General features: G+C 46.8%; 12 protein-coding genes. 5 read left to right on the top strand and 7 right to left on the bottom strand.

Annotation, left to right across the window (positions count from 1 at the left end; all coding sequences use genetic code 11):
- Positions 1-24: 24 nt before the first annotated feature.
- From LPB140_RS04170 to LPB140_RS04155, 4 genes are all read right to left on the bottom strand, one after another.
- Entirely contained in the window at positions 25-828 is an 804-nt protein-coding gene (locus LPB140_RS04170; RefSeq protein WP_072558781.1) for a crotonase/enoyl-CoA hydratase family protein, read from the bottom strand.
- Between the two features lie 20 nt (positions 829-848).
- Positions 849-1,457, bottom strand: a complete 609-nt coding sequence (locus LPB140_RS04165; RefSeq protein WP_072558780.1) for a 2-hydroxychromene-2-carboxylate isomerase — start codon at positions 1,455-1,457, stop codon at positions 849-851.
- Entirely contained in the window at positions 1,454-2,158 is a 705-nt protein-coding gene (locus LPB140_RS04160) for a glutathione S-transferase N-terminal domain-containing protein (RefSeq protein WP_072558779.1), read from the bottom strand. Before LPB140_RS04160 ends, LPB140_RS04165 begins: the two co-directional genes overlap by 4 nt.
- 173 nt (positions 2,159-2,331) lie before the next feature.
- Positions 2,332-3,555, bottom strand: coding sequence for an LL-diaminopimelate aminotransferase (locus LPB140_RS04155; RefSeq protein WP_072558778.1), 1,224 nt, complete (start codon positions 3,553-3,555; stop codon positions 2,332-2,334).
- A gap of 146 nt (positions 3,556-3,701) precedes the next feature.
- Between LPB140_RS04155 and LPB140_RS04150 the strand changes: the two genes are divergently transcribed.
- The 5 genes from LPB140_RS04150 (at position 3,702) to LPB140_RS04130 (ending at position 9,947) form a co-directional block, all read left to right on the top strand.
- Positions 3,702-5,621: a PHA/PHB synthase family protein gene (locus tag LPB140_RS04150; protein WP_072558777.1), complete on the top strand. Its 1,920-nt coding sequence runs from the start codon at positions 3,702-3,704 to the stop codon at positions 5,619-5,621.
- A 149-nt stretch (positions 5,622-5,770) separates the two neighbouring features.
- Positions 5,771-6,448, top strand: coding sequence for a phasin family protein (locus LPB140_RS04145; RefSeq protein WP_072560317.1), 678 nt, complete (start codon positions 5,771-5,773; stop codon positions 6,446-6,448).
- A 329-nt stretch (positions 6,449-6,777) separates the two neighbouring features.
- The gene (gene clpS / locus LPB140_RS04140; protein WP_232223480.1) at positions 6,778-7,125 is read left to right on the top strand and encodes an ATP-dependent Clp protease adapter ClpS; all 348 of its coding nucleotides are present in this window, start codon (positions 6,778-6,780) and stop codon (positions 7,123-7,125) included.
- 101 nt (positions 7,126-7,226) lie between these two features.
- Complete coding sequence (gene murA / locus LPB140_RS04135) at positions 7,227-8,510, top strand: UDP-N-acetylglucosamine 1-carboxyvinyltransferase (RefSeq protein WP_072558776.1); 1,284 nt, start codon at positions 7,227-7,229, stop codon at positions 8,508-8,510.
- A 108-nt stretch (positions 8,511-8,618) separates the two neighbouring features.
- Complete coding sequence (locus LPB140_RS04130) at positions 8,619-9,947, top strand: dicarboxylate/amino acid:cation symporter (protein ID WP_072558775.1); 1,329 nt, start codon at positions 8,619-8,621, stop codon at positions 9,945-9,947.
- A gap of 72 nt (positions 9,948-10,019) precedes the next feature.
- Here the strand turns inward: LPB140_RS04130 and uxuA are convergent, their stop codons facing one another.
- The 3 genes from uxuA to LPB140_RS04115 form a co-directional block, all read right to left on the bottom strand.
- Positions 10,020-11,195 carry a mannonate dehydratase gene (gene uxuA, locus LPB140_RS04125; RefSeq protein WP_072558774.1) on the bottom strand — a complete coding sequence of 392 codons (1,176 nt, stop codon included), beginning with the start codon at positions 11,193-11,195 and terminating at the stop codon, positions 10,020-10,022.
- Between the two features lie 23 nt (positions 11,196-11,218).
- Positions 11,219-12,490, bottom strand: coding sequence for an Nramp family divalent metal transporter (locus LPB140_RS04120; protein ID WP_072558773.1), 1,272 nt, complete (start codon positions 12,488-12,490; stop codon positions 11,219-11,221).
- A gap of 63 nt (positions 12,491-12,553) precedes the next feature.
- The gene (locus LPB140_RS04115) at positions 12,554-14,416 is read right to left on the bottom strand and encodes an ABC-F family ATP-binding cassette domain-containing protein (protein ID WP_072560313.1); all 1,863 of its coding nucleotides are present in this window, start codon (positions 14,414-14,416) and stop codon (positions 12,554-12,556) included.
- Between the last annotated feature and the right edge of the window lie 59 nt (positions 14,417-14,475).

Below are 14,475 nucleotides of genomic sequence, written 5' to 3'. Positions count from 1 at the left end.
GCTCTCTCCATCGAAAATATAATTTTAATCGGTAAATTTCGCCTCTCGCTTTTGCATGCCTGCCATGACAGCCTCTATTTGATTGGGTTTACGCATCACTTTATTTTGAGCCACGCTTTCGGCCATTAAAACCGCATCCTCATCCCCATCAATAAAATCATCAAATAAACGTTTTGCCGCGCGAATGGCGTCTGGATTTTTACCGGCAATGGTGGCGGCCAATTCCAATGCGCGGGCCAATGGGTCAGCATCCACATGGGTGGCGAAACCATATTGCACCGCCTGCTGCCCGTTAAATTCTTCATTGCTATAGGTTAAGTGGCGCAAAATATCCGCCCGCACATTACCGCGCCATAAATGAAAACCGCCCATGTCGGGGACAAGACCCCATTTCATTTCCATGACCGACAAACGCGCATCGGGGGTAACAAATTTCACATCCGCGCCCGACATTATTTGCAAGCCCCCGCCAAAGCATACGCCATGCACGGCGGCGATAACAGGCATGGGCAATTGCCGCCATCCCGTTGCGACATATTGGAAAATATTGCTATTACCATAGGTGCGATCGGTTAATAATTTCCCGCCGCTGGGGTCTGCGCCGCCGGCCATGCTGGCCATATCCAGCCCCGCACAAAATGACCGTCCTTCACCAGACAGCACCACCGCACGAATATGTTTCATGCCTTTTAACTGTTCAATGGCCGACACAATGCCGTTAAACATATCGGGGTCCAGCGCATTCATTTTTTCCGCGCGGATTAACTTCACATGGGCATATTGCGCGCCATCTTCACCCAAAATTTCTATTGCAACACGATTTTCCATCTCAACCTATCCTTATGAATTTATGCTTTTAATTTGGCGGCAATTAACGGCAATTGGTCATTGCCAAAATACATATCATCCCCATCCACAAATATGCTGGGTGAGCCATATCCGCCCCGCGAAATTAATTCTTCGCCATTATGGCGCAGGCGGTCCTTTACCTCTTGGCTTTGTGTTTGCTGCAAAATATCCTGTGCATCAAAACCCGCTTTTGCAATGCTTTGCGCCAAAATTTCGGCATCGTCCAAATTGACCTGATGCGCAAAATGATCGGCGAATGCGATTTCCATAAATTTTTCCAATGCCGGTTGATTATCCTCCAACGCACAGCAAACCCGCATGGCCAGCACGCTTTTTAATGGATGATGGGCGGAGGGGAAATTCATCTCGACCCCCGACCATTTGGACCAGTCTTTTAAGGATTTCATATAATGGCGCATTTTCGGGCCGCCCAAATCCTCCCGCATCGCATAAACAGATTTATTCACCGCATTAAATATGCCGCCAACCAAAATGGGCCGCCAGATAATTTGGGCGTCATTTTCCTGTATAATCGGGCGGATATTATGAAAAGCAAGGCAGGTCCATGGGCTGGACAAATCAAAGAAAAATTCAATCCTTTTGCTCATTTTTCCTGCTCCTTTTCCCTGATGCCGAATAATTTTTGACGCGCCTCTGCATCTTCGTGTGGATTGCGGTTTATCCATGTTTTTCCTACATCCAAACCCCGCCGCAGCGCGGGCCGCATTTTCAACATATCATAATATCGCCGCACATGTGGGAAATGATCCAAATCAATTTCCTGCCTTTTATAGGTGCGTATCCACGGAAAAATTGCCATATCGGCAATGCTATATTGCCCCGCCGCCACATATTCATGATTGGCAAGCTGTCTGTCCAAAACGCCGTAAAGCCGCAACACCTCATCATGATATCGATTTATCGCATAGGATATTTTTTCCGGCGCATATAATTTAAAATGCCCATATTGGCCTAGCATCGGGCCAAATCCCCCCATTTGCCACATTAACCATTGCATGACATCGCTGCGCTTTGCGCTGTCTTGTGGTAAAAATTGCCCACTTTTTTCGGCCAAATAAATTAAAATCGCGCCCGTTTCAAAAATGGAAATTGGCTCTTTACCCAAATTTGGGGCATGGTCCACAATGGCGGGAATACGGTTATTGGGGCTAATCTTCAAAAAATCAGGGGCAAATTGCTCCCCTTTCATAATATTGACCGGAATAATATTATAATCCAGCCCCGCCTCCTCCAACATGATGGAAATTTTCCACCCATTGGGTGTCGGGGCATAATATAGGTCAATCATCGTCATATTATTGACCGCAAATTACCCTGTGGTCAAGCACGCTACGGCACGCTTAATATGGCAGCTTTAACGCTGCTTTATTATAATAAAGGCGGTTATATATTCTGCCGATCAATCAAACATATATGGGGCGAAAATATATCCCGCCCCCATATATATTTGCTTATCAATATTTATTTATCGTCAATTTCATCATTGCCGCTATTATTGGGTTTTACCCCATATTTGGCCAAGAATTTTTTAATATTACGCGCCGCCTGACGCAATCTTTGTTCATTTTCCACCAAGGCAAGACGAACATAACCCTCACCCTCATCACCAAAGCCAACACCAGGGGCAACAGCAACCTGCGCCTCTGATAATAATTTTTTGGAAAATTCAATGCCGCCCATATGCGCCATGGCGGGCGGTATTGGCGCCCATGCAAACATTGATGCCTCTGGCGCGGGAATATCCCAACCTGCGCGGCCAAAGCTTTCCACCATAACATCACGGCGTTTTTTATATAATTGCCGATTTGCCTCTACAATATCCTGCGGCCCGTTTAATGCCGCAACCGCCGCCGCCTGAATGGGGGTGAATGCGCCATAATCCAAATATGATTTCACACGGGTCAAGGCGTTAATCAATGTTTGATTGCCCACGGCAAAGCCCATGCGCCACCCCGCCATGGAATATGTTTTGGACATGGATGTAAATTCAATCGCCACATCCTTTGCCCCTGGCACTTGCAAAATGGATGGCGTTGGCGTGTCGCCAAAATATATTTCGGCATAGGCCAGATCGGAAATAACCCACAATCCATGTTCGCGGGCAAAATCCACCACCTTCACATAAAAATCATAATCGGCGACATAGGCGGTGGGGTTGGATGGATAACCAATCACCAAAACCGACGGTTTTGGTACAGAATAACTCATCGCATATTCAAGGCGGGTGAAAAAATCCGGCCCTGGCGCGGCGGGAATGGAACGAATGGCCGCACCTGCAATAATAAATCCAAATGTATGAATGGGGTAACTTGGATTGGGGGCAAGCACCACATCACCCGGCGCGGTGATGGCCTGTGCCAAATTGGCCAAACCCTCTTTTGAACCCAAGGTGACGACTACTTCCGTTTCTGGATCAATATCAACATTGAAACGGCGGCCATAATAATCGGCCTGTGCCTTACGCAGGCCCTTTATCCCCTTTGATGCGGAATATCCATGTGCGCTGGGGTCTTTTGCGACCTCCACCAATTTATCAATCACATGCTGAGCGGGCGCACCGTCTGGATTTCCCATGCCCAAATCGATAATATCTTCACCACGCGCTCGTGCCGCCGCCTTCATCGCATTTACCTCGGCAAATACATAAGGGGGCATACGGCGGATGCGGTAAAAATCTTGCGACATATTGCTGCTTTCACTTTTCTTTCAAATTTATGGAGTAACCGCAATATTGGCACTGGCGTAATTGTCCAACAATATTCTTTATTTTTATGCAATTTTATTTTGACTTTTTATGCTATGCCCATTGATAATATCAGCAGAGGCAGATTATGACGAATTCAAATGACGATGCAGGCAATAATGGTTCGGGCAATGGCTTCGCCTTTGGCGATATAGGCAAATGGGCCGAAATAATGACCCAAATGCAGCAACAAATGTTCCAAATGACGCCGCCATTTGATGATAAGAATAATGAAACAGCGCAAAAAAAGGCGCAGCAAAGTTCAAATGATAAATTTGCGGATTTTTTCACGCCCATGATGCAAAATTTTGCCGGCATGGCCAATGCCGCCCTGCCGCTTTATGCCGATATGATGCAGGGTAATTTGGTGCAGGGTAAAGCAGCAGGCAACAGTCCCTTTTTATTAAAAACACCCAATGGACAGGATATTGAAAAGGGCGTGCAACAAATTACCAATTTATCGGCCCATATGTTCGATTTCATGCAATTTATTTCCAAAAATGGCGGTCAAAATTGGCAGGCCGCTGCCGAGGAAAAGCAGGACCGCCGTTTTGCCCATGAACAATGGGTCGCCCATCCCATGTTCAACAGTCTGCGCCAATTATATCAATTTATGGATCAAAGCGCACAGCAATGGCTGGACCAAAAAAATGACTTAAACGATAAGGAAAAAGAGGCGCTGTCCTTTCAAATGCGTGGGTGGCTGGACAGTATTGCCCCCAATAATTTTCTGCATAGCAATCCAGAGGCACTGGAAGCAGCAAGTAATAGCAATGGTGAAACATTGCGACGCGGCATTGAACATATGATGGCCGATATACAAAAGGGCCAATTAACGCATAGCGACCCCAATAGTTTTATTTTGGGTGAAAATATTGCCATCACACCGGGCAAGGTTATTCATCGATCGCGCCTGTTTGAGTTAATACAATATAGCCCAAGCACCAAAAATGTGAATCAAACGCCATTGGTTATTTTCCCGCCATGGATAAATCGTTTTTACATATTGGACCTGAACCCCCAAAAATCATTTGTGAAATGGGCCGTGGAACAGGGATTAACGGTGTTCATGGTTTCGTGGAAATCGGCCGATGCAGATATGGCCGATGTCATTTGGGATGATTATGTCGCCGCGCAATTAGAGGCGATAGACGTCATTCGTGATGTTTTGGACGTGCCATCGGTGCATGCCATTGGATATTGTGTGGCGGGCACGACTTTATCGGCAAGTTTAGCCTATTTACATAGCCATGGTCAGGCGGATAAGGTGAAAAGCGCGACATTTTTCACCGCCCAAATTGATTTTACCGAGGCAGGTGACTTGTTACATTTCACCAGTGACCAGCATATGGAAATGTTGGAGCAGCTATCATCAAATGGATATTTGGATGGCCGTGTGATGGCCGCGACCTTTAATTTATTGCGCGGCAAGGATCTTATCTGGAACACGGTGGTCAATCATTATTTATTGGGCAAGGATTATCCCGCATTTGATTTGCTATATTGGAATGGCGATACCACCAATCTGCCGCGTTCATGGCATAAAAGCTATTTGAGCGATTTATATAGAGATAATTTATTGGTCGAGCCAAATCGATTAAGCGTCATTGGCACGCCCATTGACCTGCGCATTGTCAAAACCCCTACTTATATTCAGGCGGGGCGAGAGGATCATATCGCACCAGCAAAAAGCGTATGGAAAATGCAGGATCATTTTTCCGGCCCAATGCGGTTCGTTTTGGCAGGGTCGGGGCATATTGCCGGCGTGGTCAACCCACCATCGTCCGAAAAATATCAATATTGGGTGAATGAGGGCAAGGATATTGCCTCTTTGGATGAATATATTGCAGGGGCAGTTGAAACAAAAGGTAGCTGGTGGCCGGATTGGATAAACTGGCTCTGCGGCTTTGCCGATATGCAAGTAAAGGCACAGGGCGCACGCATTCCAGGGGAGGGAAAATTGCCTGCCCTATGCGATTCGCCGGGCCTATATGTGACATTAAAATAGGGCGGTTTTTGCCATATTTCATTTAAGTCATTATAATATAAACGATAAATATCCTTAATTTATTTTTGTGCACTGCACAATTTCTCTTGACAATGTTGCAGTGCAGCATTATTGTGCAATGCAGCATAAGAGATAAAAGGATTTTAATCATGGCAAGTAAAGCTGAAAAAAATACAGCTCCAAAGGCGAAAAAGACCGCAGCAAAAAAAGCTGTTGTTAATAAGCCAAAGGCAGCCATGACTAAAACCGAAACAAAAACCGTTGCGGAGGCCGCAAAGCCAGCAGCGGAAAAAAATATCATCACCAATATTGTTGAAGCTCCTGCCAAAGTTGAGGCAGCCCTTCAATCAAGTGAAGTCTCATCAACAATCAAAAACGGAGTTGAAAAAATGACAAAGACAACCGAAAAAGCAACCGACGCTGCAAAAACATTTTTTGCCGATATGCAAGTTAAAGCAAATGAAGCCGCCGAAAAAGGCCGCAAATTGGCTACTGACGCCTATGCTTTCCAAAAAGCAAATGTTGAAGCAATGATTGCAAGCGGCAAAATCGCGGCTGAAGGCGCGCAGGAATTGGGCAAAACCAATTTTGAATTTGCCAAAGAAAATTTTGGTGCAGTTCAAGCAGCCGTTAAAGAATTAACCGCGGTTAAATCACCCAATGAATTTGTTAAAGTTCAAGCGGAATTGGCGCGTAAAGGCTTTGATACCGCCGTATCACAAGCATCTAAAAACAGCGAAACCGTGATTAAATTGGCAAGCGACATTTTCCAACCAATTTCAAATCGCATGGCTGTTGCTACTGATTTTTTCAAAAAAGCAGCATAATAGCCGTTTGATATAGGACAGGCTTTACATAATTATATTACGTCACTCCCCCCTCTCTCCTCCTCCCAAGGGTTTGACACCAATCTTTTTAAGATAATTTTTATTTAAAGCTATGAGCCGCCATTTATTCCACAGGCCATTATGGTTAGGAATATTTGGCGGCTCTTTTCATATATATTTTGCAATATTGGGCATTATTAACCCTCTTTTTGCCGATTTGCTCTTGCAATATGGGGGGGTGCTGTCTTATTTTTACCCATATGAAAATTACAAAAACCATGACCTTTGCATCAGATCCTTTGCCAATATCATTTATGGCGCATCATGCCATGCCCGTTCATGCTAGCGGCAATGCGCATGATGATGAGGGGGATGATCGCGATAGCGGCGTGGGATTGGTGACGCGGACAAAACCAAAAACCAAAAAACCCAGCCAATATAAAGTATTATTATTAAATGATGATTATACGCCCATGGAATTTGTGGTCCATATTTTGCGGGTATTTTTTCAAATGAATACTGATGAGGCGACACAGGTCATGCTGCATGTCCATCAAAAGGGCGTGGGCGTGTGCGGTATATTCAGCTATGAAGTAGCCGAGACAAAGGTAAATCAAGTGATGGATTTTGCCCGCCAACAACAACATCCCCTGCAATGCACGCTTGAAAAGGCATAAATAAAATTCACGGCGCGTTATTTTATCAATAAATATGCCTTTGATTATCACAAATCATATATGAAACTTGCGCCGCGCACAAAAGCCGTTAAATATGGCGAATGGACAAAATCATCGTACGCGGCGGCAACCCGTTAAAAGGCCAAATTCCTATATCAGGCGCGAAAAACAGCGCATTAACATTATTGCCATGTGCATTATTGACGGATGAGCCGTTGACGCTGCGCAATTTACCGCGCCTTGCCGATATTGATGGTTTTCAACATTTGATGAACCAATTTGGCGTATCGACCAGCATTGCCGGCGCAAGGCCAGAGGATTTTGGCCGCGTCATGACATTGCAAGCAACCCGCATGACCAGCAATGTTGCACCCTATGATCTGGTCCGCAAAATGCGTGCCTCCATCCTTGTGCTTGGCCCATTGCTTGCCCGTATGGGGGAGGCGAAAGTATCTCTTCCCGGCGGATGTGCCATTGGTAACCGTCCGATTGATCTTCACCTAAAGGCGATTGAGGCATTGGGCGCGGAAATTGAAATGGGCGGCGGATATGTAAAGGCAACCGCGCCAAAGGGCGGCCTGCCCGGGGGCAGTTTCACCTTCCCCGTTGTTTCCGTTGGCGCAACCGAAAATGTGTTGATGGCAGCCGTTTTGGCAAAGGGCACATCCACCCTGCATAATGCCGCGCGTGAACCGGAAATTGTCGATTTATGTAATTTATTGGTCGCCATGGGCGCAGAGATTGAGGGAATTGGCACGTCCGATTTAACCATCCATGGCAAGGACCGCCTGCACGGCGCGACATATCGGGTGATGAGTGACCGGATTGAGGCGGGCAGCTATGCCTGCGCAGCCGCCATGACGGGCGGCGATGTGGAATTATTGGGCGCAAAGGCCAATGAGATGGAGGCCACCATTGCAGCATTGCGTGCATCTGGCGTGTTGGTGGAGGAAACCAAGGGCGGCATTCGCGTTGCGCATAATGGCCCGTTAAAAGCTATCACCCTGACCACTGCCCCCTATCCTGGATTTGCCACCGATATGCAGGCGCAATTTATGGCGATGCTGTGTATGGCAGAGGGGTCAAGCGTGTTGACCGAAACAATTTTCGAAAATCGTTTCATGCATGTGCCGGAATTAAACCGTATGGGCGCCAATGTGGAGACAAAGGGACGCACCGCCATTGTTCACGGGGTAAAGGGTTTAACCGGCGCCCCCGTTATGGCGACCGACCTTCGCGCGTCGATGAGTTTGGTGATGGCGGGTTTGGTGGCCAAGGGTGAGACCGAGGTATCGCGTCTTTACCATCTTGATCGCGGATATGAACGGTTGGAAGAAAAATTACAGCTTGTCGGCGCGGACATTGAACGTGTTGGGGCTGATTGATATTTTATCCCGCAACATGCTGTAAAATACAGATTGCCAATTGTGAAAAATAATGCCTAATGCGCTGCTTGAGCTGGTCAAATTTCTGACCAGCTAGGGGGCATATATATGGACAAGAAACTAACCTGGTATATTTTGGTTGGCATGATTTTGGGCGTTATAGCGGGCTATATCGCCTATAGCCTTTATGGTCATGACGCGGCGGCGGCTAAGGAAATATCAAAAAATTTCAAATTGCTGGCCGATATATTCTTGCAATTGGTCAAAATGATTATTGCCCCCTTGGTCCTTTCCACCATTGTGGTCGGTATTGCCCATATGGGGGACAGCGCCGCATTGGGCCGCATTGGTGGCCGCGCGCTTTTATGGTTTATTACCGCCAGCTTGGTGTCGTTAAGTCTGGGCCTTATATTGGTCAATTTAATGAAGCCGGGCGTTGGCCTGCCCCTCACCCCAACGGGGGAGATTGGGGAGTTGAAAACAGATGCGCTGAACCTGCATGATTTTATCCTGCATATTTTCCCTAAATCGATTTTTGAGGCAATGTCGGGAAATAATATATTGCAAATATTGGTTTTTTCGATTTTTGCTGGGGTTGCATTATCGGCCATTGGAGAAAAGGGCGCACCATTGGTGCGGGGCGCAGAGGCATTGGCCGATATGATGCTGCAAATGACCGCCTATGTTATGCGATTTGCGCCTGTGGCGGTTTTTGGTGCAATTGCGGGTGTTATCACGGTTAACGGGCCGTCCATATTATTAAGCTATGGCAAGTTAATTGGTGAATTCTACTTTGCCCTTATCCTATTATGGGCAATATTATTGGGGCTTGGCGCTTTATTTTTAAAAGGCCGGATTATCAGCCTTATCCGGTATATAAGAGAGCCTTTATTAATCGCATTTTCAACCGCATCGTCCGAAGCAGCCCTGCCCAAATTATTTGAACAATTGGACCGTTTTGGCGTGCCGCGCCGCATTTCCGGTTTCATGCTTCCCTTGGGATATAGTTTTAACCTTGACGGGTCGATGATGTATATGAGCTTTGCCGTGCTGTTCATTGCACAGGCATATGGCATTGACCTGTCCATTGGCACACAAATTTTAATGCTGCTTACCTTAATGGTCACATCAAAGGGTATTGCCGCTGTGCCGCGCGCATCATTGGTCGTGATTACCGCCACATTGACTCAATTTGGCCTGCCTGTCGAAGGTGTCGCCTTAATTTTGGGGATTGACCAATTTTTGGATATGGGGCGCAGCGCCACCAATGTGGTGGGCAATGCGGTCGCCACATCGGTTATCACAAAATGGGAAGGAAAATTGGAGGTCGAAGAACCTGCCTTTATGGACCATCCCCATGCCCCCGCCCATACCGCGCATGATGGCGCACGCGGATTGGATTTGGCCGAAGATATGGTGAGCGATGAACGGACATAAATAACATGCCCGTTCATTCAAATTTTCATAAAACTAAACTGAATATTTATCGGCTTTATTCATGCTGAGAATTTATGCTGAAAGCGCCCTTATAACCCCGCGTATTTCGGCAAGCCCCTTCATCCTGCCAATGGCAGAATAACCCGGATTTATATTGCGGCCAATATCCCCCATCATTTGATGGCCATGATCCGGGCGGATGAAAATTTCGCGATTCAAATCATTTTCATTGCGCAATAAATGACGAATAATGCTGATCATATCGGTGTCGCTGTCCAAATGGCTTGCCTCAAAAAATGAACGCTGCTCCTGCGGATCACGGCTTACCCCGCGCAAATGGGCAAAATAAATTCGCGATGCATAATCAAGCGCCATTTGCGGCAAATCATTATCTGGCCTACTGCCATATGTGCCGACACATAATGTCATGCCATTTGCCGGACTGGGCGATGCTGCAAATAACGCATCCAAATCCTTTGCTGTGCATATAATGCGCGGCAGGCCAAACATATCCCATGGTGGATCATCGGGATGAATGGCCAATGCCATGCTATTTTTTTCTGCATAGGGCAAAACATGGCCAAGAAAGGCAACCAAATTGCGGCGTAAATCATCATGATCCATATGATCATATCGTGCCAATGCCTTGCGAAAATCATCCAATGTATAGGCATCGGTCATTTTACCGGGAAGGCCGGCAATGATTGTTCGGGTTAATTCTTCCTGTTCTTCGGCTGGCATGGCGGCAAAAATATTTGCCGCGCGATCATATTCTTCTTTGCTATAATCATTTGCGGCATTTTCCCGCTGTAAAATAAACAGATCAAAAGCGGCAAATTTATCTTGGTCAAAACGAAGCGCATAGGCCCCATTTGGTAATTGATACCGTAAATCGGTTCGCGTCCAATCAATCACCGGCATGAAGTTATAACAAATTGTTTTTATACCCTCCGCCGCAAGATTATTTAACGTTGTTACCCAATTATCAATATATTTTTGATGTCCTGGCGCTGCCAATTTAATATCATCATGGACCGGAATACTTTCCACCACCGTCCATTTTAATTGGGTCATATGGTCATTATTCGCCTCGACCAACGCCTTATGCGCCCTTATCTCTTCAATCGGCCAAACATCCCCTATTGGAATATGATGCAGCGCACTGACAATATCAGTCGCGCCGGTTTGGCGTATTTCATCCAATGTTACCGGATCATTTGGTCCAAACCACCGCCATGATTCACGCATCTATAAAACTTTCTATTAAAAAATTACCCATTTATCATCTCTATCAAACCTTGCAGGCCCATATATCCAATGACCAATGCAAAAAGGAAGATGGCAAATAACATTAAATTGGCCAGGCGGGAATTGCGATATTGCCCCATTAAATCCGCCCGATTGCCAAGATATATAATAGCACCAACGGTCAATGGCAGCAGCATGACATTAAATGCCTGTGACGCAATCATCACAAATAATGGCCGCGCATCAAATAATGGAACAACCAAACCCAATAATGATATGCCCAAAACCATTATACGATATTTGGGCAATGTCATATCACGTGGGCTATTTTGATAATCGCATAACAGCCAAGGCAGCATCAACACATTTGGAAATTGTGATGACACACCCGCCGAAATAATACCCACCGCGAAAATAGACGCCGCAAATGAACCCGCCAAAGGCTCTAACAAACTAATCATTTGTGATGGCTTATCCAACCCAATTCCTTCGGCAAATAATGTTCCCGCCGCCGCCGCCATAATTGCCGCACTTATAATGAACATCATCACCACGGCAAACATCGCATCATTATTTTGCTGCTTAATATCTTTAATGGTCCACCCCGCCTCTTTTACCAATGTGGTGCGAATGATGAACAAACCGGAATATAATGTCGTGCCCACCATCGATGCGATCAATAATAATGGCCCTTGCGATTCCGAAGATGGCTTTGTTTCGGCTATAGCTGGAATGGAAGGTAACAACCCCTTTGCGATATCTACAGCCGGCGGCATAGAAATAAAGAAATTGATGATGAAACATGCCGCCATAATCGCCACAATAATGGCCAAGGCACGTTCAAAAACCTGTGTTCGTCCATTCCAAAATATAAAAAGGACAAGGGCGCTGAAAAATATGGCCCAATAAATTGGCGCGATGCCGCCCGCAATAAATGTTTTTGACCATATAAAGCTAATTTCGGCAATAACCCCCATCACCCCCATCACACTGCCGCTTACCCCAATGGTCAGGGCGATGATAAAATATATAGCAATGGCTGGATGAATATGTTTGCGAAATGCATGCAGCGCCGTTTCGCCCGTTACCAAAGTATATCGGCCATATGCCCCAATCATGATATAGGTCGCGATACAGGAAAGTAACAGCGTCCAAAGCAATGACATGCCATAACTTGCCCCCGCCTTTGCCATGGCGGTGACACTGCCCGTGCCGATATTAAACCCCAATAAAAAGATTCCTGGTAAAAATAATGCAATAGCTTCTTTTATCCGGCCACGCAGATTATGTGTCATAAATTTTCTCTCCATCGCGGGTGATGGCAAAAAAATATTATTACGTAAAGCCTTAAATATTGCTTATAAAATTTCTAATTTCTCATTTAGGGATAACCATTTATTTTCCGCCGCCGCCAAATCATCGACTAGGGCGGCACGCTTTATGCTAAGCTCCCCCATGGATAATGTGGCAAGATTGCCTTTGGCCATTTTGGGCTCGGCCAAGGCGGCGTCTATATCGCAAATTTGGGTTTCAATTTTTGCCATGGCTTTTTCGGCCTCGGCCACCTCTGTTTTTAATAAACGGGCGGCTTCGCGGTCTTTTTTCGCCTGTTTCTTATCCTTTTTGGCCAGCTTTGCGCCGCTGCCGCCTTCTTTGGGTTGATTACGGCCCAACACAAAATCAATATAATCTTCCATGCTGCCATTATATTCGCGTGCGGTGCCATCATCGACCAACACCAAACGATCGGCGGTTAATTCCACCATATGCCGGTCATGGCTAATCAATATAACCGCGCCCTGATAATCATTTAATGCTTGAACCAATGCCTCACGCGCATCAACATCCAAATGGTTTGTCGGTTCGTCCAAAATCAATAAATGGGGTGCTGAGCGCGTGACAAGGGCAAGGGCAAGCCGCGCCCGCTCCCCGCCCGATAATTTGCCGACCTTGCTCATCGCGCGGTCGCCCGAAAATCCAAAACGGCCAAGCTGCGCGCGCACTGCGCCGGGGGCTGCCCCCTGCATCGCGCGGCTCATATGTTCAATTGGGGTATCATCACCGGATAATTCCTCCACCTGATATTGGGTGAAATATCCAATTTCCAATTTGCCCGATGCGTTCACCTCCCCCTCCATAGGGGTAAGCTGCGCAGCCAGCAACCGCGCCAAAGTCGTCTTACCATTGCCATTGCGGCCAAGCAGCGCAATACGGTCATCGGGATCAATGCGCAGGTTCAGCCGCTGTAATATCGGTTTTTCACTATATCCCACCGCCGCAAGGTCAAGGGTGATGAGCGGCGGTTTCAATTCCTTGGGGTCGGGAAAGGCAAAACTAAGCGATGGATCATCCATCAATGCGGCAATGGGCTGCATCTTGGCCAACATTTTGGCGCGTGATTGCGCCTGTTTCGCGGTGGATGCCCGCGCGCTGTTTCGCGCGACATAATCTTGCAATCTTTCCCTTTGCGCATCTTGCGATGCCTTTGCCGCCTCTAACTGGGCAGCGCGTTCAGCGCGTAATTTTTCAAAATCATCATATCCGCCGGGATAAAGCGTCAATCGCCCCCCCTGTAAATGCAATATATTATCAACCACATTGTTCAATAAATCGCGTTCATGGCTGATGACGATTAAGGTGGCGGGATAGGATTTTAAGAAATTTTCAAGCCAAAGCGTCGCCTCTAAATCCAAATGGTTTGACGGTTCGTCAAGCAACAGCACATCGGGCTGTGAAAATAATAAGGCGGCAAGCGCGACGCGCATTTTCCACCCGCCGGAAAAACTATCCAGCGGCCTGCTTTGCATTTCCTCATCAAAGCCAAGGCCGATTAAAATCCGCGACGCACGTGATGGCGCGGCATAGGCATCAATAGCGATTAAACGTTCATGCACATCGCCCAATCTTTCCATATCTTCGCAATTTTCGGATTCAGCCATTAACATGGCGCGTTCGACATCGGCGGCCAAAACGGTTTCAAATGGCGTGGCATCCCCCGCCGGTGCTTCTTGAGCAATATATCCCAATTTGGTGCCGCGCGGCATGCTCAATTCGCCCTCATCCGCATCCAATTGCCCCACCATGACCTTCATCAAAGTGGATTTACCCGCCCCATTGCGGCCGATTAAACCGACACGGCTTCCCGGGGGGATGGAGGCAGTTGCCTTTTCCAAAATGGCGCGACCGCCAAGGCGAACAGTAATATTATTGATGGATAGCATGCGCATCCTCTAACAGCATCGCACAGAAAGCCAAGATTTAGTTGCAGTGCAACATAATA

The organism is Sphingorhabdus lutea, assembly GCF_001889025.1.
Classification (GTDB): domain Bacteria; phylum Pseudomonadota; class Alphaproteobacteria; order Sphingomonadales; family Sphingomonadaceae; genus Sphingorhabdus_B; species Sphingorhabdus_B lutea.
Note: the sequence above shows the minus strand (reverse complement) of the source record. Positions and strands in the feature narration are given on the sequence as shown.

Bases quoted from the DNA above. Each gene is read 5' to 3' on its own strand.
- LPB140_RS04150 (WP_072558777.1), top strand. From the start codon at position 3,702: ATGACGAATTCAAATGACGATGCAGGCAATAATGGTTCGGGCAATGGC.
- murA (WP_072558776.1), top strand. From the start codon at position 7,227: ATGGACAAAATCATCGTACGCGGCGGCAACCCGTTAAAAGGCCAAATT.
- LPB140_RS04115 (WP_072560313.1), bottom strand. From the start codon at position 14,416: ATGCTATCCATCAATAATATTACTGTTCGCCTTGGCGGTCGCGCCATT.
- uxuA (WP_072558774.1), bottom strand. From the start codon at position 11,195: ATGCGTGAATCATGGCGGTGGTTTGGACCAAATGATCCGGTAACATTG.
- LPB140_RS04145 (WP_072560317.1), top strand. From the start codon at position 5,771: ATGGCAAGTAAAGCTGAAAAAAATACAGCTCCAAAGGCGAAAAAGACC.
- LPB140_RS04165 (WP_072558780.1), bottom strand. From the start codon at position 1,457: ATGAGCAAAAGGATTGAATTTTTCTTTGATTTGTCCAGCCCATGGACC.
- LPB140_RS04130 (WP_072558775.1), top strand. From the start codon at position 8,619: ATGGACAAGAAACTAACCTGGTATATTTTGGTTGGCATGATTTTGGGC.
- LPB140_RS04120 (WP_072558773.1), bottom strand. From the start codon at position 12,490: ATGACACATAATCTGCGTGGCCGGATAAAAGAAGCTATTGCATTATTT.
- LPB140_RS04160 (WP_072558779.1), bottom strand. From the start codon at position 2,158: ATGATTGACCTATATTATGCCCCGACACCCAATGGGTGGAAAATTTCC.
- LPB140_RS04170 (WP_072558781.1), bottom strand. From the start codon at position 828: ATGGAAAATCGTGTTGCAATAGAAATTTTGGGTGAAGATGGCGCGCAA.
- LPB140_RS04155 (WP_072558778.1), bottom strand. From the start codon at position 3,555: ATGTCGCAAGATTTTTACCGCATCCGCCGTATGCCCCCTTATGTATTT.
- clpS (WP_232223480.1), top strand. From the start codon at position 6,778: ATGCCCGTTCATGCTAGCGGCAATGCGCATGATGATGAGGGGGATGAT.